Raw genomic sequence first — 23,508 nt, forward strand, 5'->3', positions numbered from 1 at the left:
CTAGTTCTAGTGATTATTTTCCCTAGCAATAGCGATTGTTCCTCAGCTTAAAAGCCAACTACCTTTGTGTTATTAAGAATTAATCTAAATAACACTTGTGCGTACCGCCTTTTCTCTCATATTAACCCTCTTCAGCCAAGTTGTTTTTGGCCAAAAAATCACATTACTAGACGATACATCGGGGGCACCAATCGAAGGGGTAGCCTTCATGTTTCAACCAATTGACGGTGGGTACAATGGCAACGTTATTTCTGATGAAAACGGAGCTATTAACCTCAAAGCCATTGACTTTCCTATTGTAATTCGCACACAGCACGTAGCGTATCAGTCAATTACCGATACCCTTGGGGTAGCGAAAGACTATGTGATTAGATTGGAACCCAAGAAGGTTCAACTAGATGATTTTATTGTTACAGGCCAGTTCAATCCACAGTCTGCTGAACAATCCGTTTTTACAGTTAAGGTAATAGATCAAGAGGATATTAAGGCCAGAGGGGCAATTAACCTTGCTGAAGCCCTTTCTAACAGTTTGAATATTCGCTATTCGCAAGATTTGGCGCTAGGCAGCACAGGCATTAGTATGCAAGGCATTTCTGGTCAGAACGTGAAAATTCTATTGGATGGAATTCCTTTGGTCAATCGAAACGGAAATGGAAATGCGGCTGATTTATCTCAAGTTAACCTCAATAATATAGAAAGGATTGAGATAGTGGAGGGGCCAATGGCAGTGAACTACGGAGCTAACGCTTTGGCGGGAGTAATCAACCTTATTTCTTATAAAGATGCTGAACATACTACTGAAATTTCAGTAGGAATTCAGGAAGAAACCGTTGGGTCTGAGTTTGGAGCCGACAAAGGAAAGCACATTCAAAATATAAACATTAATCAGCAGATAGCGAGTCAATGGTTTGCTCAAATTGGAGTATTACATAGCGATTTCAAAGGCTATCAAGGAAGCTTAACTGGTAGGCCAAAAGAATGGAATCCGAAAGAGCAATTTCAGACCAATGCGCTGATTAAGTTCAGTCCTAAAAACAGCTCTGTTTATTACCGTTTTGATTACCTAGATGAGACGATTGACGACCTTGGGCGATCAAATGATAATTATTTACCTACGGGAGAAAATCAGCCCTTTGCTATTGATGAAGAGTATTTAACTCAGCGTACTATTCATCAAATACAAGCAGAGGGTAAACTCCCTTTCTTAAATCGCTATAATGCTTTTGCATCTTATTCAGACTTTGAAAGGGTAAAATCTAGGTTTTCTAAAAACTTGGTAACAGGAGAGAAGCAATTGACCACAGCAAGTGGCGATCAGGATATAAGTACTTATAAGGTCTGGGAATTTGGTGGTACAGGTTATTTGGCTTTTTCTGATTTGGTTGATTTGCAGACTGGATATAATTTAAGTTTCGAGAAAGTAGGTGGTGGCAGAATTCAGGAAGGCGAACAGCAAATCAACGATGTAGCTATTTTTAGTTCTTTAGAATGGGAAATGCTTAATCATACCACCGTGCGGCCCGGTGTTCGCTTGGTTATGAATAGTGTTTTTGGCACTCAGTTAATCCCCTCTATTCAAATCAAGAAATCTTTTGATAACGCTAGTTTAAGATTGGCTTACGGAAGAGGCTATAGGTCTCCTTCGGTTCGTGAACTCTACTTTGAATTTGTGGATTCGAACCATAGAATTTTCGGAAACCCAGACCTTACTCCCGAATTTTCACATCACATTAGTGCCAATTTCTCCAAGCCATTCGAGCTTATGTCGGCTAAGTCAGAGGCAGGAGTTAATATCTTCTACAATACCATTGAAGATCAGATTGGTATGGCTCAGTCGGCTTCCGATGCCACTTCTACTACCTACATCAATGTAGATAAGTACAAGACAATAGGGCTTGGGTTGAACCAAAAAATGGAATGGAGTAGGTTTTCTGCCAGCCTTGGACTTTCCTACATAGGCCGATATAACAGACTAGATGAAGATCAAGAAGAAGAGCTTAACACTTTTTTCTACACCCCAGAAGTCAACGCCAACCTACAGTATGATTGGGAGAAGATAGATACTAAAATCAATGTTTTTTATAAGTACACAGGTGGCCTAAGAAACTATCTTTTTTCTGAAGACTCGGAGGGCGAGCAGCAGGTAACTATTGGTGAAGTAGAGGACTATCATTGGCTGGATTTAACCCTGTCGAAAACCTTTTTTAATCACCTATACCTTGTTTTTGGAGCAAAAAACCTTTTAGACATTCAAAGAATCAATAACTCAGGAGTTTCTGGTGGAACGCACTCAGGAGGTGCTTCCGTGCCGGTATCCTACGGAAGAAGCTATTTTATAAAATTAAACTATAACCTAAAATTAAAATGAAGAACAGTAAATACACATTGAAGTTAATCCTTGCACTAGTAGCGGTTGGCTTTCTAAATGCTTGCGACTCTGAAGATGATCAGCCAAAAGTAGATCCAGCGGTTTCGAGCGCAATCATAGATGCAGAAGTGGGAGGGGCCAATCAGCCAAACCAAGTTTTTATCGACTTTTCTTCTAAAACCCAAACGGTGGTAAATCGTGCTTCATGGGATTTAGGTTTTTATTCTGGCAGCGAATTCAGAGTAATATTGAATAACCCAGCAAGCATGCTTGCTCAGTCGATTGATAAAAATGATTTAGCACAAGTGACTGCTGAAGATACAGTGGGAATGGGCGCTAAAATGGATATTGATGCTATTTTTGGTTCATTGTTTGGTGCTCCAGCAGAATGGTTGCCACAAGCTCAAACTTGGATGGACCAGCCTGACGGTTCATTGGAAGGTACAGCCATTGCAGAGGTGTCGGCAACCGCAGACCAAAATAAAGTTTACATCATAAATCGTGGTAAAAACGCAGATGGAACTGCTAGAGGCTGGATGAAGGCGCGTTTCTTAAGAGATGGAAGTGGATATAAAATGCAATATGCCGAAATCAATTCTGCCACTTTTAGCGAGTTACAAATCACTAAAAACAGCGATTATAACTTCAATTATGTAAACCTTAATCAAGGTTTGGTAAATGTAGAGCCAGAAAAAAAGAAATGGGACATTTGCTTCACCATTTTCACTAACCTTTTACCAATTGACGCTACAACCAAAATACCATATGCTTATAAGGATTTTGTGATCCAGAATAGAGCCTTTATTGAGGTTGCAGAAGTAGCTGTAGCTGATTTTACCTACGCTGACTTTACCTATGCTAACTCTACAGATTTAAACTACTCGTCAGATTTAACTACGATTGGAAGTAATTGGAGAATTGTTGCTCAGCCTGGTTCAGACAAAGAAACAGGAGTGAACCCAGATATTTTCTACGTAGTGAAGGATAGTGATAATAACTATTACAAGCTCAAATTCACTAGAATGCTTGATCCAGTTTCTGGCGAAAGAGGCTATCCTCAAATCCAATACGATTTGCTAGCGCAATAAGCACAAGATTAAAGGTCAAAAACTCAAATCTTTCAGGTTAAATAAGCACTAAAACATGTTCAAAATAAATATCAAAATGAAAAATATACTGATTTGCCTAATGCTAGTGATGTCTACTTTAGCAATGGCTCAAAGTAAAAAGAAGCAAGATCAAGAGGCAATTAAAGAAATGTGTGGCTGTTATGAAATCACTTTCAATTTTGCCGAAACCTTTGATTACCAAAGAGATTACCAGTTTCATGATAATTATAGAACCAAAGGGTTTGAGTGGGTACAATTGGTAAAGGATGAAAAGAACGAAATATCTATGCAGCATTTACTAATTGTAGGTGGAGGCCACATTGTAAAGCATTGGAGACAAGATTGGCTTTACGAAAACACTGAACTTTATAGCTATGTAAAGAACAATGGTTGGAAGCTTAACACCTTACCAAAGTCAGCTGTAAAAGGTCAGTGGTCTCAGAAGGTTTATCATGTAGATGATAGCCCGCGTTACGAAAGCTCAGCCTCATGGGTACATGTGGATGGGAAACATTATTGGGAAGGCGCATCAGATTCACCATTACCAAGAAGGGAATATTCAAAACGCAGTGACTATAATGTAATGCTTCGTACAAATAGACATGAGCTTACTGATTTTGGATGGATTCACGAGCAAGACAACGGCAAGGTAAATCGTACTGAAAGCGGAGATGAGCTTTTAGCAGAAGAAAAGGGCATGAATGTATACACTAAGGTAGACGACAGTAAGTGCGTAGTTGCACAAGAGTGGTGGAAGAAAAACGAACAGTATTGGGCTGATGTAAGATTGGTTTGGAGCGAGGTATACTCAACAAACCCTAGCTTTAGTTATGCTGAAAGCCTGAATGATAAAATGCTTTACGAAGTACTATTCGCTTTAGGTGATGAAATGGCTGCAGCTGATAGCTACAATAGCGCTGAGGTGCGAACTAAGGTGTCAGAAATTATTAAATCATATATGGATTAGGTTGTGTAAAAGTTGGGTGGAAGATCGTCAAGGGAATTTGCGCCAAATACTTTTATCAAGAAGAGTACTTCGGAAGAGGTACTCTTTTTTGTTGGTAGACCATAACAAAAAAAACACGTACCGATCATTTCGGTACGTGTAACTAATTAACTAACTAAAAACTAAATCAATCTGCGATTGATCTCTTATTGGACGCTTACATTGAAGGTCACACTAATGTCGGTTTCTCCTCCAGCATTTGTAGGGTCGCCACCGCTAACACCTGAGCCATCTTTGTTTGGCTCATGAATAAGGAGTATTTGTAAAGTTCCATTGCCCGCATCACCAATTAAAACAGATCCTTCAAGACCAAGAGGTTTAGCGTTTGAATCTTGATCACCATACTGGTAAGTGAAATTTAAGTTGTTGGCTACAAAAAATACTTGATGTTCATCTGCTTCTTTTTTTACTTCTAGGGTAATGTTTTCTGCAGGAGATTCCGCTTCGTTTAAGAAAACCACACTGACATCGTACGTTCCATTAGCGCTTAATACTGGGTTGACTACCTCAGGAGCATCTCCACCTGCACCATCAAGGTCTTTAAAAGTAGCAACTACCGTTTCTCCTTCATTAGGGCCAGTTCCAGTAAAGGTTACCCTTAATGTAGTAATAAGTTCTTCTTCGTTAACCGGTTCCGGATCGTCAGAACCACATGCCGTTGTTGTTATAAGAGCTACCAATACGGCTAATGAATAAAGCTTGATACGTGTTAATTTCATAATCTTTGAACGTTGTGTTTTTAATTATAACTAAATATCACAATTGATACGAGCATTGTAAATGCAACAATAGTGCAAATGCAACATCGTTGCAAGTGATTAGTGTTAAATCATTTCTAATTCTTTATTAGTGGTGGCTAATTGATGTGATCAGACTGAGGAGGAATAAAAAAAGCCGCTATTAAGGCGGCTTTCAATATTTGTAGTTTGAACAATGATTAGTTCAAATGATTTTTAACATCTACATAAGGTAAGTCAAAAGCTTCAGCAACGGCTTTATACACCACATCACCTTTAATTACATTAAGTCCAAGCTCCAATTCTTTGTTTTCAGTACAAGCTTTCTTCCATCCTTTGTTCGCCAATTGTATAGCATAAGGTAAAGTTGCATTTGTAAGCGCAACAGTAGAAGTGTAAGGTACTGCACCCGGCATGTTGGCCACACAGTAATGAACTATGTCGTCAATAATGAAAGTAGGGTCTTCATGAGTAGTTGGCTTACATGTTTCAATACAACCTCCTTGATCAACGGCAACGTCAACAAGAACAGTTCCTTTTTGCATGTCTTTCAACATATCTCGAGTAATCAAGTTAGGCGCTTTTGCACCTGGAATTAATACCGCGCCAATAATCAAATCCATGATTGGAATGAGTTCGCGGATGTTTACTTCACTTGAATAACGAGTTACTACATTGGCAGGCATTACATCGTTCAAATAGCGCAAACGATCAAGGTTAATATCCATAATGGTTACTTGAGCACCAAGTCCAGCCGCCATTTTAGCAGCTTGAGTACCAACGACTCCACCACCTAAAACAAGCACTCTACCTGGGCTAACACCTGGTACACCACCAAGCAAAACACCTTTTCCTTTAATCGGTTTTTCAAGGTATTTAGCACCTTGTTGGGTAGCCATTCTACCAGCTACTTCCGACATAGGAATCAAAAGAGGTAAAGAACGGTCAGCTTTTTCAACAGTTTCATAAGCCAAACAAACCGAACGATTTTCAATCATCGCTTTTGTTAATGGCTCATATGAGGCAAAGTGGAAGTAAGTAAATAACAACTGATCTTCTTTGATCAATTTATATTCGCTTTCAATCGGTTCCTTTACCTTCATGATCATTTCCGCAATGTCATATACAGCTTCGATAGTAGGCAATATTTTAGCCCCTACACTTTCGTATAAGTCATTTGGGAAACCACTATTGAAGCCCGCATTATCCTGAACATAAACCGTGTGACCACGCTTAATAAGTTCTAAGGCACCACCCGGGGTTAAAGCAACCCTGTTTTCATTGTTTTTAATTTCGATTGGTACACCAATGATCATGATATTTGAATTTTAATGTTACTCGGCAAATATAGTAAGCTAGACTTCAAACGACCGCAAAGTCAGAGAAAAAAGCGTCCGTTGATATAAAAGGTTTTTAGTCGTTACAAACTGAGTTGAAACTCTGCGCTTTAAATGCATTTTACGCTAGCTTCTAAAATCGTATATTTTAATGTGCCGACACTCAAATGGGCTCTCATCCTTGCCAAAAACTATGGTGTCTTCAGTCTGTAGTGGTTTATTTTAGATTTAGAACTCCTTCGAGGAAAGTTTTCAACTTATTGATAATTAGAAATTAAATTTCGATTCATTAGCTTGGTCGGAATTTAATTTTTTAAAATTAAAATTTACAATCTTTTATTTTGCTGAATGCTTCATAAGATAGGTTGATCCAAATTTGATTCGTATCAGTAAAATTGTATTTTTGTTGACCTTCGGGTAAAAGGTGCTTTATAAATTTAACGTTTAAGATATTGGGAGCGACTAAAACAGATAGAAAACTGAGTATAGGAGTAGAGGAAATATTGAACGATTATCGTCTAGCATGTGAAAGCAGAGAGGCGAGTTTAATGGGGAGAAAGGAAGTTTTCATGGGGAAAGCCAAGTTCGGTATTTTTGGCGATGGTAAAGAGGTTGCTCAAATTGCCATGGCCAAAGCCTTTAAGAATGGCGATTTCCGTTCAGGCTATTACCGTGATCAAACCTTCATGTTTGCTATTGGTCAACTTAGCGTTCAAGAGTACTTTGCTCAACTGTATGCTCATACCGATGTTGAAGCGGAACCTGCCAGTGGAGGAAGGTCAATGAATGGCCACTTCGGTACCCGACTTTTAGACGAAAACGGAGAATGGAAGAAGCAAACGGAAATGAAAAATTCCAGCGCAGATATCTCTCCAACTGCTGGCCAAATGCCAAGACTCTTAGGTTTGGCTTATGCCTCAAAGCTTTATCGCCAAAATAAAGAACTACATCAATTCACAGATTTTTCTATCACAGGAAACGAAGTAGCTTTTGGTACTATTGGTAATGCCTCAACTTCTGAAGGCCCCTTCTTTGAGTCGATAAATGCCGCAGGTGTATTACAAGTACCTATGGTAATGTCGGTTTGGGATGATGAATATGGAATTTCAGTTCCAAAAGAATACCATACTACCAAAGGTAGTATTTCTGAGTTTCTAGCAGGAATACAGCGCACAAAAGATAAGCCCGGTTATGAGGTTTTTGTAGTAAAAGGTTGGGATTACATGGCTTTGGTTGAAACTTTTGAAAAAGCTGCCAAAATAGCTAGAGAAGAGCATGTGCCTACTTTTATTCATGTAACAGAGATGACCCAGCCACAAGGGCACTCTACTTCTGGTTCTCATGAAAGATATAAGTCGAAAGACAGACTTAAGTGGGAAGCTGATTTTGATTGCCTCAAGAAGATGAGGGAATGGATTTTGGAGAATGAATTGGCCCAAGAAGCCGATTTAGATATAATAGAAAAAGAAGCCAAAGAAGGAGCTAAGACAGCTAAAACTGCTGCTTGGAACGCCTTTATGGAAGATATTAAGAGAGAGCAGTCTGAAGCAATCGCTGTAATTGAGAAATGTGCAGAAGAAAGCAATTTCATTGGTGAAATACATCAAGCTGCTTCTGACCTAAAGAAAACAATGAATCCAATTCGTTTGGATTCCATTAAGGCAGCTAAGAAAGTGCTTAGGCTCACGCGTTCAGAAAATACTGAAGCACGTTCAGAGTTAGTTGCATGGCTTAGTAATGCCTTAGCTAAAAACGAAGAAAGATTTAGCTCACATTTGTTTAGTCAGTCTGCAAAGTCAGCTTTAAAGGTAGAAGAGGTTAAAGCAGAGTTTTCTGATGAATCTCCGTTGGTAGATGGTAGGGAAGTGCTTCAAGCTTGCTTTGATGCTGCTTTGGCTAGCGACCCAAGAGTTTTTGCCATTGGCGAAGATGTGGGTAAAATTGGCGATGTAAATCAAGCCTTTGCTGGCTTACAAGATAAATACGGACAGCTGAGAGTTACCGATACTGGTATTCGCGAAGCTACCATTATTGGACAAGGAATTGGCGCGGCATTAAGAGGCTTAAGGCCAATTACTGAAATTCAGTATTTGGATTATTTGCTCTATGCCATTCAGATTCTGTCCGATGACTTAGCTTCTCTTCAATACAGAACTGCTGGTGGCCAGAAAGCACCATTGATTATTCGAACAAGAGGACATAGGCTTGAAGGCGTATGGCATTCAGGTTCGCCAATGGGAATGATCTTGAGTAGTATTCGAGGAGTCCACGTGTTGGTACCTCGAAATATGACGCAAGCGGCTGGCTTTTATAACACCATGTTAAAAGCCGATGAGCCAGCATTGATTATAGAATGTTTGAATGGTTATCGTTTGAAAGAACGAATTCCGAACAATGTAGGTGAGTTTACTTTGCCTTTGGGTGTGCCTGAGGTACTAAAAGAAGGTACCGATATGACCATTGTTACTTATGGTTCTATGTGTCGTATTGTAATGCAAGCGGCTGAGGAGCTAGAAGAAATTGGTATTTCTGTTGAAGTGATTGATGTTCAAACCCTACTTCCTTTCGATGTTCACCACTCTATTGTGGATTCAATTAAGAAAACAAACAGAGTAATATTTGCCGATGAAGATGTACCAGGAGGTGCTTCGGCTTATATGATGCAGAAAGTAGTGGAGGAACAGGGTGCTTATTTCCATTTAGATTCGCAGCCAGTAACTATTGCAGCAAAAGCACATAGGCCAGCGTATGCTTCTGATGGTGATTACTTCTCTAAGCCAAGCGTAGAAACTGTTTTCGATACGGCTTATGCGTTAATGAATGAAGTAGACCCAGTGAAATTCCCAGATTTATACTAAATAAGAGGAGAGAATATTAGAAACCGTTAAGTTGGTTTTGAAATAATTAATAAGGCTTCAATCAAAATTGGTTGAAGCCTTATTAATGAAATATCATTGGAGTTTAATTTTCTGTTTCCGCAGCAATGTTTGCTCTTTCAGCCTCAACCCATTTCTTCAGCTTTTCAATCTGTTCATCAGAAAGCTCTGCGTCTTTGTGCATGGGAAGGTAATTAGGAAGCGGCATCTCTCGTTTCTCAACCAATTCGGCTACTTCTTCTAGTTTATGATCTCTTCTTCTGGCAGTAAAAGTACCCCAAAGTGAAAAATTCAACTCGTCTCTTCCATGCTCAATATGACCTCCAATCCACCAGTTTAAAGGAGCAATATTTGAATACCAAGGGTATCGAGGTTGGTTGGAGTGGCAATCATAACATGATGCTTTTAACATTGCCGCTATTTCTTGATCTACATTGAGTGAAAGAATAATGTCGTTTTCAGTAACAGGCTCACTTATTTTCTCGGGTCTGTTAATGAACTGAATGACAACAAATACGAAGAGTATAAAAAGCAGAATGTAGCGCAGTATCTTTTTCATGATCGGGAATTAGCTTTAGAAAATCGGAGCGATTCCAAATATGAAAAATAAATTTGTATAAAGGTAGGTAAGGGTAGAAAAACGAGAAAGCCGCAGACTTAAGCACCTGCGGCTATTGGTTATACTTTAGAAGATGTAATTCATGAATTCGAAAACTCCCCAAAAAATTAAAAGAGATGCAGCTGTGCTGGCGGTTATTAGAAGTAGAGTTCTTTTTCTTTCTTCTAATTTCTCCTTTTGAATCTCTGTTCTTATTTTCTGTGAACCTAGGACGCTGAGTTTTTTGAAAGTGTATTTGCGCCCAGATGGTTGAATGAATTTGTTTGCCGACCGAATGTTAAAAGAGCCCGCTCTGTTTAAAAGAGCTCTATTGTTTACCATTCTGTTGTTAGCATCTAATATGAAACCTAATCCGCTTGCCATGATTTTTTTAAGTTTAGTGACATGTAGGTTTTCGTAAAAATGAACCTGTAGGTTCTTGGCTAATGGTAAGTGGCAGGAGACTAAGGTAAAGGGTTTGAGATGAAGTGTAAGGTCTCTGTTTTGGCCTTTCAACCTAGTTTTTAAATGATTTTCTTGTCTACTGAAGAAAGTATTAAGTCTAATGTGTTTCAAAAACCATTTCCGGTTCTTCTACATCAACAGTACCGTTTTTGTTAATGGACTTTAATGTTACCGTTTTTAGCTCATTGATCAGCATTGGATCATATTTAGCAGCAACACGCACGTAGTTTTCGGTAAAACCATGCATCATGCCGTTTTCTATATCATTCTCGAAAAGAACGGTAGCCGTAGAACCCAGATTCTCTCTATAGAATTGCTGTTTCTTTTTCTCTGAAAGAATACGAAGCATTTTGGAACGCTCTTTTCTCTCTTTCAATGGTACTCGTCCTTCCATTTCTGGCGCTGCAGTATTTGCCCTTTCAGAATAAGTGAAAACGTGGAGGTAAGAAATGTTTAACTCGTTTAAGAAGTTATAAGTATCTAAAAAGTCCTCATGCGTTTCGCCCGGAAAGCCAACAATAACATCTACGCCAATACAGCAATTGGGCATCAGTTGTTTGATTTTGTTGATTCTATCCTCGTACAACTCCCTCAGATAGCGTCTGCGCATTCGTCTGAGTGTTTTGTTATTCCCTGATTGTAGCGGAATATGAAAATGGGGTGCAAAACGTTTCGATGTTGAAGTAAATTCAATGATCTCGTTGGTAAGCAAATTAGGTTCAATAGAAGAAATTCGAATTCGGTCAATGCCTTCTACTTCATCAATAGCTTTCACTAAGTCTACAAAACGCTCAGTTCTTTTTCCGTCTTGAATTCCGAAATCACCAATGTTTACACCTGTCAGTACTACTTCTTTTACTTCAGAAGCTGCAATTTCTCGAGCTGAGTTCAAAATATTCTCCACACTGTCGCTTCTGCTTTTGCCACGGGCCAAAGGAATGGTACAGAAAGCACAATGGTAATTACAGCCATCTTGTACTTTTAAGAAAGTGCGAGTTCTGTCATTAATAGAGTAAGCATTATTAAAAGCTGTAGCTTCCTTGATTTCTGAAGCCAGCACTTGAGTGTTTTCTGGTTTTACAAAACCATCCAATAATTCAATAAGCCTGAATTTTTCTGCAGCACCTAAAACCGCGTCAACACCAGGGATTTCAGAAATCTCCTTTGGTTTTAACTGGGCATAGCAGCCAATAATGGCTACATAGCCATTTGGGTTTATGCTTTGGGCTTCGCGAACAATCTTTGCGCATTTTTTATCTGCATTATCGGTTACCGAGCAGGTATTGATAATAAAAATGTCTGGAGTTTCAGAAAATTCCACTTTTTCATAACCCTTCTCCGCAAATTGGCGGGAAATGGTAGAGGTTTCTGAAAAATTCAGTTTACAGCCTAATGTATAAAATGCTACTTTTCTCATTTCGGGCTGCAAATCTAAGCATTTAACTTCTGATTCAGAAGTTTTAGCCTCATAGCGAACCTACTTGAAGAAAAATGTCATTGTCTTAGATGTTGAAATGTTCTTTTGAATCTTATTTTGAGGTGTTTTTTGTTTTTTCTGAAAAAACTGGTTAAAAAAATACCCTGTTTCTAAATTAATCCATGTGATTACCTTATTTTTGGGTGTAAATTTTAACCAACCTGTTCTATCCTATGTTAAATCAACGTCAGCGAGCGCTCAATATCGTTCAAACTAGAACTACGGAGCGTGTTTTCGCTCCAGCAGACAAAATTTCAGATTTCTTTGCCGATGATGTATTCACGCTTGAGAAAATGAGGTCAACCCTGACCCCAGAAACTTTCAAAAAAGTTGAAGCAGTAATTAAGAAAGGAAAAAAGATCGACCTAGAAACTGCCAGTGAGGTAGCTTCTGCGGTTAAAACTTGGGCACTTTCAAAAGGTACTACTCATTACACACACTGGTTTCAACCATTGACAGGGTCGACTGCTGAAAAGCATGACTCTTTCTTTGACGCCCATAAAGGTATAGAGGTACTGAAGGGTAGCGCGTTGATTCAGCAAGAACCAGATGCATCTTCTTTCCCTAACGGTGGAATCAGAAGTACCTTTGAGGCGCGTGGTTATACTGCTTGGGATCCTACTTCTCCAATATTTATTTGGGGTAGAACATTATGTATTCCTACCATCTTTGTTTCCTATACTGGCGAAGCGCTCGATCATAAAGTGCCTTTGCTAAAAGCGGTTGAAGCTGTAGACAAAGCTGCAACTAAGGTTTGTCAACTCTTTGATAGAACAGTTTCTAATGTGAATGTTTCATTGGGGGTTGAACAAGAATACTTTGTAATCGACAAAGCCTTATTTAATGCGCGCCCAGACTTGGTTATGAGTGGAAGAACCATTTTCGGTCACCACCCAGCCAGAGGACAGCAGTTAGATGATCATTACTTTGGTGCTATTCCAAGCCGTGTTTACAATTTTATGAAAGACTTCGAAATCGAGTCTTTGAAATTAGGTATTCCAGTAATGACCCGTCACAACGAAGTGGCTCCAGCTCAGTTTGAGGTTGCTCCTTTATACGAAGACATTAACATTGCAACAGACCACAATTCATTAATGATGGATGTGATGGACCGTGTTGCTGAAAGACATGACCTGAAAGTTATTTTCCACGAAAAACCGTTTGCAGGCCTTAACGGTTCTGGAAAACATAATAACTGGTCGTTGATTACTGGAACGGGTGTGAACGTGTTTCAACCAAGTTCAAGCGCAAGAGAAAACTTACAGTTCCTTACTTTCTTGGTAACTACTATCAAGGCAATTCATGAACATCCGGGAATGTTGAGAGCAAGTATTGCGTCTGCAGGTAACGACCATAGACTAGGTGCTAACGAAGCCCCTCCAGCAATTATGTCGGTATTCATTGGTTCTGAACTTACTTCGGTTTTAGAAGAGTTGGCCAATAATGGAAACCTTAAAGTAGATAAAGGCGACAATATGTACATGAAGTTGGGGATTGATAAAATACCTCAAATCATCTTAGATAATACAGATAGAAACAGAACATCTCCCTTTGCCTTTACAGGGAATAAGTTTGAGTTCAGGGCTGTTGGTTCTGACCAAAATGTGGCTGAACCAATGACGGTTCTTAACTTAATTGTAGCCAACCAGCTTAAGGAATTCTATAATGAGGTAAGCAAGTTGATTGGCAAAGGTGAGGATAAGAAAATTGCCATTGTTAATGTACTCAGAAAGTACATCAAGGATTCTAAATCTGTATTGTTTGAAGGAGACGGATACTCTGAAGAGTGGGCAGAAGAGGCAAAGAAAAGAGGTCTTCCGAATGTGAAAGACACCGCTAGAGCACTTGATGCTTATATCGATAAAGACTCTATCAAAATGTTTGAAGAGTTTAAGGTAATGAATGCAGTTGAATTGGAGGCCAGAAACGAAATCCAACTAGAAAATTACATATTGAAACTGCAGATTGAAGCCAGATTAATGGGTGAGATTGCAATGAATATGATTCTTCCTGCTGCTATAGATTATCAAAGTAGGCTTATGGACAATGCCACTAAATTGGCAAGCTTAGGTTTGGATAATGCGCATACAATTGCTGTAGTGAGCAAGGTGAATGGTTACATTAAAACTATTCAGACGAAAGTGGATGCGATGAATGAAGAGAGAGGTGAAGTAAACCTAATTGAAGAATCAAGAGATAGAGCCATTGCTTATTGCGATAGAATTAAAGTAAAGTACTTTGATGAAATTCGTACCGCAGTAGACAAGCTTGAGCTTTTGGTAGATGATGAGGACTGGCCTTTATTGAAGTATAGAGAGATGCTTTTCTTGAGATAAGAAAAACGATTTGATAAATTTTGAAGCCACTTCCGAAAGGGAGTGGTTTTTTTATGGTAAGTTTCTAATTGTTATGAAGAAGAAAACGAAGTGGTTTAAAAGAATAAGGATTGGCTGTCTTTCAAGCTTGGTACTGATTATAGTTTTATCTCAAATTGTAAGTGGCTGTATCAGTTTTTCGAAAAGCGATAAAGAGGTAGCTAAATTTTTTGAAGATCAACCCGTGAAACCAGTTAGCGAATCTTATACGATAGATGGTTACAAAATGCACTATAAGGTGCTGGACTTAGAGCAACCAGCCACGTTCGTTTTTATACACGGAACGCCCGGTTCTTGGAGCGCATTTATAGACTATTTTGTAGATAGTACCCTTTATAATAAAGCCGTAATAATATCACCTGACCGACCAGGTTTTGGGAAGTCGAGTTATGGTAAACCAATTGCTTCATTAGAAACCCAAGCCAAGTATTTAGCGCCTATTTTGGAGAAGTACCCAGCGCCAAGAATTCTGATAGGTCATTCGCTAGGTGGGCCAGTTGTCGCCAGAATGGCCATGGATTTTCCAGAGCTGGTAGATGGTATTATTATGTTGGCACCAGCACTTTCTGCCGAATTGGAACCGCATGAAGATTGGTTTAGAGTACCAATGCGTTGGCCAATTATTGAAGGTGTCTTCCCTAAAATATTTAGAATTTCTAACGAAGAGCTTATTTTTTTAAGAGAAGAACTTGAGCTAATGATGCCGCTTTGGAAGAACATTACTGTGCCCAGCGTGGTAATTCAAGGCGAAACCGATGATCTAGTTCATCCCGGAAATGGAGCATTTGCCGATAGCGTTCTGGTCAATGCGCCTCATAAAATCATAATGCTGCCTAAGCAAAACCATTTTTTGCCTTGGAACGAATCTGAGCTCGTTAAAAAAACAATTTTGGAGATGTTGGAAGGGATTAGGAGTGGTGGTTAGGCTTTTTCTTTTCTATCGCTTGCCCTCGCTATGTTTTCTATCCACCCCCAAGCCCCCGCCAGCGGGGGATATAGGCAGTGGTGATCTTATTTTGGCTTATGAGGTTTCTTTACTTTGTTCTATCATATGAAGTTTCTGTACCTCTGCGGCTGTCCTCCCCTGGGGGAGGTTGGAGGGGGATTTGCACTCAAGTCAAATGATTTACATTGTTGAATCAGTCGGAGGTGTTTTTTTCAAATTGATTGCGCTTTTTTGAGGTTCTGTAAACCGATATTTCACATAAACCTTTTTGTCTGGGTCATTGATTATTCGATCTAGGCTTTCTAAATTTTCTTGTGTTGGCGCGACTCTGTCCGTTTGGGTAAACTCCATTGTTCCCACTTTATATTCGTATTGAATTAGAATGTGATTGACCTCTGTTTTATTACCTTCCAAACTTTGACGCATTCCTGTTTTTATATCAGTAGTGATTAAAGTTCCTACGGTTTCAGAGTCATATGTGGTGAGTTTAAAGTGTTCTGTAATTTTAGAGAAGTTGAAAATTATGATGAATAATGTAATTATGAGAATCCAAAACATAAGGTTCCCTAGAACCTCTTTTTTATCCCATAAATGATAAAACCTCACCTTGTTGGCCATTCTATTTAAAGATAGTTTAAAGAGTTTATTTGTAAAAAAAAGGTTATTCCCCTGCTGTTCTCCGTTGGGGAGGTTGGAGGGAGATTTTTATTCGTTCTGAATCTTGGCCATTAGCACTTCCACTTCATAAGCTATATTTCTGTAAACCGAGCTTATAGAAGTTAATACTTCTTCATCTGTGAATCGGATGATCTTGAAGCCTAGAGACTCTAGTTTCAATTGTCTTATTTTATCATTTTCGGTAACTTCTTCATAAGTATGAGTAATACCATCAACTTCAATAATGAGGTTTAACGGTAAACAAACGAAGTCGACAATGTAGTTGTCTATAGGTCTTTGACGTCTGAATTGTTGCCCATAAACTTGACGTTTACTGAGAATGTATTTCCATAAAGAAGCCTCAGCTTTTGTCATTTCATTTCTGAGCCTTTTTGCGGGATGTTTTAGATGCTTATTGTAGTGATTGTTAGATGGCATTAAGTTTAAGTTAGAAAATATTTCACTTACTATCCACCCCTTGCCTCCGCCAGCGGGGGAGATTTACGGTTGTTGTTTGGTTTTGCTTCTGAGGTCTCAATGCTTTTTTGCAACTTTTCCTTTTTGTTATCTGAAGTTTCTGCACCTCTGCTGCTGTCCTCCCTTGGGGGAGGTGGCGCAGCCGGAGGGGGATATAGTAATTTAACCCAAAAAGCCCAACTCTTTCGAATTAGGCTTTTCAATATTTCATTTTTTCTATCGACTATCGACTAAATCACGATGTTCACAATCTTCTTTGGTACTACGATTACCTTTTTAGGGGTTTTACCTTCGAGCCATTTTTGAACGTTTTCGTTGGCGAGTACTTCTGCTTGAATTTCAGCATTTGGCTTATCCACCGCGAAACTCATTTTCACCCTCATTTTACCATTAATGGCGATTGGGTATTCGTGCTCGTCTTCGACTAAAAACTCTTCATTCAATACTGGGTAGGGCGCATTTACAATACTGCCTTTATTGCCCAACAAGCTCCAAAGTTCTTCTGTAATGTGTGGCGCGTAAGGCGAAATCAATACAACTAAATCAGCCAACACCTGACGGTTATTGCAGTTCAATGCAGTAAGCTCATTCACACAAATCATAAAGCTACTGACAGAAGTATTGAACGAATAACGCTCAATGTCTTCTTCCGCTTTTTTGATGGTTTTGTGAAGCACCTTCAACTCTGCTTTGCTTGGCGCTTCATCGCTTACTGCAAATTCACCCTCTTGGTTATGGAAGAGTCTCCAAAGCTTCTTCAAGAATTTAGAAACGCCATCAATGCCATTGGTATTCCAAGGTTTGAATTGCTCCAAAGGCCCAAGGAACATCTCATACAAACGAAGAGTATCGGCCCCGTAACGCTCAATAATGTCGTCTGGGTTGACCACATTGTACTTCGACTTCGACATTTTCTCTACTTCCCATCCGCAAACATATTTGCCGTTTTCTTCAGTAATGAACTCAGCATCAGCTAAATCAGGTCGCCAGCTGCGGAAGGCCTCCATATCGAGTTCATCGTTGTGAACGATGTTTACATCCACATGCAGACCAGTTTTGACACTTCCGTAATTTTTATATTTAATAGTACTGCCTGGGAATCTTCTATCGATTATTTCTTTGAGCTTTTCACTAATTGTTCTCTCCGCCTCCCCGTGTAAATCCATATTAGGGGCTCCATTCTCCATTTTGATAAGTCCATCTGCAATATCTTTGGAAACAAATACTTGAGGCAAATCTTTGGTTTCTATGTTGTTTATTCGATACGACAACCGATAAACAAAATTCGATCTTCCCTGAATCATCCCTTGGTTGATCAACTTTTTGAAAGGCTCTTGTTGGTTTACAATGCCTAAATCGAACATGATTTTATTCCAGAAACGAGAATATAGCAAGTGACCCGTAGCGTGTTCAGAACCACCAATGTACAAGTCCACATTCTCCCAATATTCCTGAATGTCTTTGTCTACAAAAGCGGTGTCGTTTTTGGCGTCCATATAGCGGTACCAATACCAGCTTGAGCCAGCCCAACCCGGCATGGTGCTCATTTCTAGTGGATAAGCTTCCGTTTCGCCTTTTGGCTTATAATTAAAGTTCTCGGCCCTAGCCAATGGCGGATCGCCATCTTCCGTAGGTAAATATTTATCAATTTCTGGTAAAATAATTGGCAAGTCGGCCTCGTCTACCAAATAAGGAAGGTCATTTTTGAAATAGACAGGCACCGGTTCGCCCCAATACCTTTGGCGCGCGAAAATGGCATCTCTTATTCTGAAGTTGATTTTGCCTTTTCCGACTTTCTTTTCTTCGGCAAACTCAATGGCTTTGGCAATCGCGTCTTTGCAATTCAAACCATTCAAAAAGCCAGAGTTCATCATTACACCTTCCTTGGTCGGGTCGGCTTTTTCGCTGATGTCAGCGCCCTCAATTACCGGAACTATCGGCAAATCGAAGTGCTTCGCGAAGTCGTAATCACGTTGGTCGCCACAAGGCACGGCCATTACTGCGCCAGTACCGTAACCTGCCAAAACGTAATCGGCAATCCAGATTTGAATTTTTTCTCCGTTGAACGGATTGGTGGCATAACTACCCGTAAACACGCCTGAGATGGTTTTTACATCACTCATTCTGTCACGTTCCGAACGGTTTTTGGCCGTTTCTACATAAGCAGCCACCGCTTCTTTTTGGTCTTCTGTGGTCAAATCGGCCACCATTTCGCTTTCAGGTGCTAGAGACAAGAATGTCACCCCGAAAATCGTATCGATACGCGTGGTGAACACATTGATTTTTAAATCATGACCAACTACAGGGAAGGCCAGTTCGGCACCAATGGATTTACCAATCCAGTTGCGCTGCATTTCTTTCAATGGTTCTGGCCAATCTAGGTTGTCCAAACCTTCGAGTAATCTTTGAGCATAGGCAGTAATGCGCATGCTCCATTGCTTCATTTTTTTCTTTACTACAGGATGGCCACCACGTTCCGAAAAACCATCTTTTACTTCATCGTTAGACAATACGGTTTTTAGTTCGGGACACCAGTTTACCGAGGTTTCGGAAAGGTAAGTAAGCCTGTATTTGAGCAACATGCGCTGCTGCTCTTCTTCCGACCAAGCGTTCCATTCGTCTGCTGAAAAAGACGGAGTATCTTCATCGCAAGCGGCATTTACATTCGCATTGCCCGATTGAGCAAAAGTGGCTACCAATTGGTCGATAGTTTCGGCCTTTTCGGTTGTTTTGTTGTACCAGCTATTGAAAATTCTAAGGAAAATCCACTGTGTCCATTTGTAGTAGGCAGGGTCGCAGGTTTGAATTTCTTTGTCCCAATCAAAGGAAAAACCGATGTTCTTCAACTGCTCTTTGTAGCGGTCGATGTTTTCTTTGGTGGTAATGGCAGGATGCTGCCCAGTTTGAATGGCATATTGCTCAGCAGGTAAACCGAAGGCATCGAAGCCCATAGGGTGCAATACGTTAAAGCCCTTGTTTCTTTTGAAACGCGAAACGATATCAGAAGCGATATAGCCTAGCGGATGACCCACATGAAGCCCAGCGCCCGAAGGGTAGGGGAACATGTCGAGCGAGTAAAACTTGGGTTTGCTCTTGTCTACTGTAGCTTTGAACGTCTGGTTTTGGTTCCAGAATGCCTGCCATTTAGGTTCTATATGCTTGTGATTATAATCTGCCATTGCCGCTTAACCGTTTCTAATATCTAAAGTGTGCAAAAATAGTGTTTTTCGCCCTTGAAGAAATCATTTTCGAGATTATTCGTGCCCTTTGGGCAAGAGCCATTATATTTAATCATTGAATAGAAATCTATGTTCGGTTTATTTAAAAAGAAGCCCAAAGAAAAGCAGACGCCAAAACTACTCGATCTGAATAGCAACCCCATAAACGAGGGTGATATAGTGACCTCGTTGCGCTATGATTTGGGTGATTGTAAAGTGGTGTTGGAAGAACTGGTATTTTTTTACGAGTCGATTGAAACTGGAGAACGCGTAAGTTATGTGCGTATGGTGGATGCGATTACCGAGAATCAGAAAGTGATTTTGAAGAAGAATTGAGTTGTAAAGGCTTGTTTTTTGATTCCATCACAACTACTAGTTCGAGTACTACTGGCGCAGGTTTCCCAAACCTTTGACTCACTATGATTTCTAGGACTCTGTCTGCAATCATACCATACTTAAATATTAAGTAGACTAAGCATTATTAGTATGTTTAATAATGAGCACTGCCTATTGCTTTTCTGAAAATGAGATTCCTCACTTCATTACCGTCCCATTCCGCTGGATAGAAATAATATGTTTAAAGAAAGACTAAATTATATCCATCTTGATCCTGTGAGAGCAGGTACATGCTTCGCTCCAGAAGATTATGTTTATTCTAGCGCAGGGGTTTATGCTGGAGAAATGGCTTGGTAAATGTTGAGTTAGTTTGACCGGGACAGAGTCCCTTTTTAATAATTAGTCACAGGTTCGGGGAGCCTGCGACAGGAGTTTCTTCTAGCTTGGGCCTGGAGTAGTGTGTCTATATACGGTGAATATTAGTTCAGTTATTACTAGCGATAATCATTAACTCTAATTTTGCCAATGTGGTTGGGTTGTCTGGTGACATTTCTTCAATAGTCGTTACAAGGCCGTTTTGTAGGTAAACAACTAGAGGATAAATACTTATCAAATCAGGTGAATAGAATAGATTTTCTCTATCAATATACACCCTCTCATTTTCATAAATATCTTCACCAAGCTTTAACCTAAGCCCTTTCAGAGATGAAGTCCCAGTAAAAATGAATTTGACATTGTCAGACTTATCTACATTGTCTAAAACGAATGCCTCCGCAGTTGTTATACAACCAGTACATCCTGCATTTGGAATTATAACCAAGGCCTTCTCATCCATTTGTAATTTTTTAAACTCTTGATGTGAATCAATTATGTTACCTATTAATTCATATCTATGATTAACTGAACTCCCGCAAGACAGAATTAGACAACCAAATAATAATAGAATTGATTTTAAATTATTCCTTCGAAACATATTCAAATCTCTTAAACGCTAGAATGTCTTCATTGTCTCTATCAAAAAGAGGGTCTTTAATATAGAGTCCGTCTTTTGTGGAGAAAACTTCATCTAGAAGAAGTTCTTTATGGACTTCTCCTACCTTATTATAATTCTCATCGAGAATTATAATAAGGCTAAATATATCATCACCATTTACAGTTTTGTATTTTTTATTGGGAACGATTTTCTCATCTAAAATGCTCTTGCCTATTATACCCGATCTAAGGTAATAATTTTTATGCTCATCATAAAAGACATTTCTGTAGTAAGAGGTAGATGTCATATATTTGATGACATTTTCCATATCTCCTCTTCCTTTGAACTCTTTCATCTCTGGTACCTTTCCTGATCCGAAATATTGAACAACGTCATTCCCATTGATCAAGTCTATAACATGAATGTTGGGATCGAAAGAAAATGATATTAGCAGCTTAGAGTTTCTTTGGTTTAATGTAGCATATGATGTGGTGCCAATGTTTGAATAATCTCTATACTCTTCAGGCCAAATTTTGATATACTCCTTTTTACCGTTAGAAACATTATATTTAAGCATGACTGCCTGTCTCTTCCGTTCAGTTCTTGAATTAGGTCTTATTGGTAGGAAAATATCTTTAGTCTTGCCCAAGAAGAATACGGATGGGCTGTAAGTTTGAATAGAAGGATCCGGTTCATCAAGTGAAAAAACTTGAGATTTATCTACTATGTGCCCTCCACTATTGATCTGGTATAAATAATTAGTGTGTCTACTATATGCAAAAATGGAATCTTTACTCAAAACCGTTAATTTGCTGATTTCACCAACTCCATTAGGTCCATCTTTTTCTAATTCTAGTTTATTAGTAAGTGATTTAGTTTCTAGATCAAAAAAATAAATTGAATAATTAAATTCATTAAAAAGATAAATGGAATTGAGTTTTTTGCTGTAACCTACGATTTTACTATTCCTTTTTGTTTCGGAGTCTAATTCGAACAATAAATGTTCTTTAAACACTAGCGTTACCTTGTCATTGAACACCTCATTGTTGGTTTTTGAGCAGCTTGAAATGAGAATAACTATCGCGAAGAGCGATAGCTTTGTTTTTAGGTTCATCATTAATAAAGGGATAGATTTACATAGAATTATAGGTCAACACAGCCTATAAATAAGCTGCGTTGTTATTGAAATTAATAGTCTTTGCTATATGAAAACAGACATTATTAATAAAAGATTACTCCACCGTTATTATGAGTTTGCATCTACCAACATTATTGTCTTCGTCAATCAATTCTTCACATTCAAGATTTATTTCATACTCACCATTACCAACAGGGGTGTTTACAAGGTTGCAGTATCCTTGCGCGCCAGCAGGATTGCAGCCAGCAGTTGCAGTATTCAAACCCAAAACCGCAAAGCAAGCAATTGCTATTGCATAAAAAATTAAATTTTTTTTTGATTTTTTCATATTTTTGTTTTTTTAATGTGTTAGAAATTTATATAGTTTAATTTACAATTACAAATTTAATTAAAGTGCAAAAATGAAATTTCAAATATTTAAGGCTAGGTCAATTTAATTTATAGGATCACTTATTTAGTTAGTCAACTAATTGATATTCAGTGTATTATTTACCTGAGTATTAAATAAACCACCAACGATTAAAAAGAAAGAAGTATAGATGAGTTTCATTTTCTGTATTTATTAAATTGTTTGTTGTGTTAGTTCCAAGAAAGATCAAAGAGTATGTTTATACGTTACAGCCATGTGGCGAGAGTATTCTACTTAGATTAATTCTTGCAAATACTTTTTAAAAGGCCTATATCTGCCAATTTCTCCCAAGTGTTATGGTCAAAATCTTTGGGTGAAAACTTAAATAGAATAACGGCTTTTTTGATTTGCTCGCAGTAACGTTGTTCTATGGTAACCTTTAGTGTCATGGGTTTTTGTGTATAGCGGCTCTCGAAAATATCGAGGTGGCCTGTATATCTAGAAGTACTTTTATTGGTTTCTTTTTCCATCAATAGTACCTTGGTATTCTGAATACTCTCATCGCTTTTTTTCCAAGTTTCTATACCCAATAAACCATCAAAATAGAGTTGTAAACTACCTTCAAGAACAGGTTTTGTGACTTGCTGATTGGCGTTTACTTCCCATACAAAAGCATAGGACCAAAATTCAGGGCTTTGTTCATTTGACCAACCCTTCGGGAAAAGCGCCACTTCTACGCCTTGAAAATTAATTCCCCGTGCAAAACTGATAGGGAACTGAAAAAGCTCTTTGCTCCAAGTACTGTCTGCTTCTAAAAGTCTTTCGGCAAGCTTCTGCGCTTCTTGCTCTTGACCAAAGCTCAACAATGAATTGAGGAATAGAATTAAGCCCAGAAGCATATTTCTTGTTGTTTTCATACGGTGTATTTATTGCTAATATTTTAAGTTTATTATATACTGTTAAAGCAGAGTAGTTTTGAATTTTTTGGCCTTGGAAATAATTCGAAACTTATATGAGGTAAACCTAAAGCGACAAGCCACAAGAAGTGTCAACGATAGTGAAAATC

Annotated in this window: 19 protein-coding genes; 7 read left to right on the forward strand and 12 right to left on the reverse strand. The window is 38.9% G+C overall.

Annotated features, from left to right (window positions below):
- Window positions 1-97 precede the first annotated feature (97 nt).
- The 3 genes from AAC026_RS06125 to AAC026_RS06135 all read left to right on the forward strand — a co-directional run bounded on the left by AAC026_RS06125 (window position 98) and on the right by AAC026_RS06135 (window position 4,444).
- Entirely contained in the window at window positions 98-2,368 is a 2,271-nt protein-coding gene (locus tag AAC026_RS06125) for a TonB-dependent receptor (protein WP_339695914.1), read from the forward strand.
- Complete coding sequence (locus tag AAC026_RS06130; protein WP_339695917.1) at window positions 2,365-3,456, forward strand: HmuY family protein; 1,092 nt, start codon at window positions 2,365-2,367, stop codon at window positions 3,454-3,456. Before AAC026_RS06125 ends, AAC026_RS06130 begins: the two co-directional genes overlap by 4 nt.
- Before the next feature lie 76 nt (window positions 3,457-3,532).
- A complete protein-coding gene (locus tag AAC026_RS06135; protein WP_339695920.1) occupies window positions 3,533-4,444 on the forward strand; it encodes a DUF6607 family protein in 912 nt (303 codons plus the stop codon).
- A gap of 185 nt (window positions 4,445-4,629) precedes the next feature.
- On the opposite strand, the gene AAC026_RS06140 is transcribed toward AAC026_RS06135, so the two are convergent.
- Window positions 4,630-5,202, reverse strand: a complete 573-nt coding sequence (locus tag AAC026_RS06140) for a hypothetical protein (RefSeq protein WP_339695923.1) — start codon at window positions 5,200-5,202, stop codon at window positions 4,630-4,632.
- Between the two features lie 218 nt (window positions 5,203-5,420).
- Entirely contained in the window at window positions 5,421-6,536 is a 1,116-nt protein-coding gene (gene ald, locus AAC026_RS06145) for an alanine dehydrogenase (protein WP_339607801.1), read from the reverse strand.
- Window positions 6,537-7,009: 473 nt separating this feature from the next.
- Between ald and AAC026_RS06150 the strand changes: the two genes are divergently transcribed.
- Entirely contained in the window at window positions 7,010-9,415 is a 2,406-nt protein-coding gene (locus AAC026_RS06150) for a thiamine pyrophosphate-dependent enzyme (RefSeq protein ID WP_339695926.1), read from the forward strand.
- Between the two features lie 103 nt (window positions 9,416-9,518).
- On the opposite strand, the gene AAC026_RS06155 is transcribed toward AAC026_RS06150, so the two are convergent.
- The 3 genes from AAC026_RS06155 to mtaB form a co-directional block, all read right to left on the reverse strand.
- Complete coding sequence (locus AAC026_RS06155; RefSeq protein ID WP_339607799.1) at window positions 9,519-9,992, reverse strand: heme-binding domain-containing protein; 474 nt, start codon at window positions 9,990-9,992, stop codon at window positions 9,519-9,521.
- Window positions 9,993-10,118: 126 nt separating this feature from the next.
- Window positions 10,119-10,415 carry a hypothetical protein gene (locus AAC026_RS06160; RefSeq protein WP_339695929.1) on the reverse strand — a complete coding sequence of 99 codons (297 nt, stop codon included), beginning with the start codon at window positions 10,413-10,415 and terminating at the stop codon, window positions 10,119-10,121.
- A 178-nt stretch (window positions 10,416-10,593) separates the two neighbouring features.
- Complete coding sequence (gene mtaB / locus AAC026_RS06165) at window positions 10,594-11,913, reverse strand: tRNA (N(6)-L-threonylcarbamoyladenosine(37)-C(2))-methylthiotransferase MtaB (protein ID WP_339695932.1); 1,320 nt, start codon at window positions 11,911-11,913, stop codon at window positions 10,594-10,596.
- Window positions 11,914-12,146: 233 nt separating this feature from the next.
- Here mtaB and AAC026_RS06170 point away from each other — a divergent pair, with 233 nt between their 5' ends.
- Together AAC026_RS06170 and AAC026_RS06175 are read left to right on the forward strand one after the other, a co-directional pair.
- Window positions 12,147-14,309, forward strand: coding sequence for a glutamine synthetase III (locus AAC026_RS06170; protein ID WP_339695935.1), 2,163 nt, complete (start codon window positions 12,147-12,149; stop codon window positions 14,307-14,309).
- A 73-nt stretch (window positions 14,310-14,382) separates the two neighbouring features.
- Window positions 14,383-15,273: an alpha/beta hydrolase gene (locus AAC026_RS06175; RefSeq protein WP_339695938.1), complete on the forward strand. Its 891-nt coding sequence runs from the start codon at window positions 14,383-14,385 to the stop codon at window positions 15,271-15,273.
- A 201-nt stretch (window positions 15,274-15,474) separates the two neighbouring features.
- Here AAC026_RS06175 and AAC026_RS06180 read toward each other — a convergent pair whose 3' ends face one another.
- From AAC026_RS06180 to AAC026_RS06190, 3 genes are all read right to left on the reverse strand, one after another.
- Window positions 15,475-15,912, reverse strand: a complete 438-nt coding sequence (locus AAC026_RS06180; RefSeq protein WP_062592827.1) for a hypothetical protein — start codon at window positions 15,910-15,912, stop codon at window positions 15,475-15,477.
- Window positions 15,913-15,999: 87 nt separating this feature from the next.
- Window positions 16,000-16,389 carry an endonuclease domain-containing protein gene (locus AAC026_RS06185; RefSeq protein WP_339608994.1) on the reverse strand — a complete coding sequence of 130 codons (390 nt, stop codon included), beginning with the start codon at window positions 16,387-16,389 and terminating at the stop codon, window positions 16,000-16,002.
- A gap of 269 nt (window positions 16,390-16,658) precedes the next feature.
- Complete coding sequence (locus tag AAC026_RS06190) at window positions 16,659-19,607, reverse strand: class I tRNA ligase family protein (RefSeq protein WP_339695941.1); 2,949 nt, start codon at window positions 19,605-19,607, stop codon at window positions 16,659-16,661.
- Between the two features lie 129 nt (window positions 19,608-19,736).
- Here AAC026_RS06190 and AAC026_RS06195 point away from each other — a divergent pair, with 129 nt between their 5' ends.
- On the forward strand, window positions 19,737-19,982 hold the full coding sequence (locus tag AAC026_RS06195; protein WP_339695944.1) for a hypothetical protein: 246 nt from the start codon (window positions 19,737-19,739) through the stop codon (window positions 19,980-19,982).
- Between the two features lie 484 nt (window positions 19,983-20,466).
- Here AAC026_RS06195 and AAC026_RS06200 read toward each other — a convergent pair whose 3' ends face one another.
- The 4 genes from AAC026_RS06200 to AAC026_RS06215 form a co-directional block, all read right to left on the reverse strand.
- Window positions 20,467-20,817, reverse strand: coding sequence for a hypothetical protein (locus AAC026_RS06200; RefSeq protein ID WP_339695947.1), 351 nt, complete (start codon window positions 20,815-20,817; stop codon window positions 20,467-20,469).
- 121 nt (window positions 20,818-20,938) lie between these two features.
- On the reverse strand, window positions 20,939-22,072 hold the full coding sequence (locus tag AAC026_RS06205; protein ID WP_339695949.1) for a DUF4221 family protein: 1,134 nt from the start codon (window positions 22,070-22,072) through the stop codon (window positions 20,939-20,941).
- Window positions 22,073-22,187: 115 nt separating this feature from the next.
- Window positions 22,188-22,421 carry a hypothetical protein gene (locus tag AAC026_RS06210; protein ID WP_339695952.1) on the reverse strand — a complete coding sequence of 78 codons (234 nt, stop codon included), beginning with the start codon at window positions 22,419-22,421 and terminating at the stop codon, window positions 22,188-22,190.
- 320 nt (window positions 22,422-22,741) lie between these two features.
- Window positions 22,742-23,359, reverse strand: coding sequence for a hypothetical protein (locus AAC026_RS06215; RefSeq protein ID WP_339695955.1), 618 nt, complete (start codon window positions 23,357-23,359; stop codon window positions 22,742-22,744).
- Between the last annotated feature and the right edge of the window lie 149 nt (window positions 23,360-23,508).

Source organism: uncultured Roseivirga sp., assembly GCF_963973945.1.
GTDB lineage: Bacteria > Bacteroidota > Bacteroidia > Cytophagales > Cyclobacteriaceae > Roseivirga.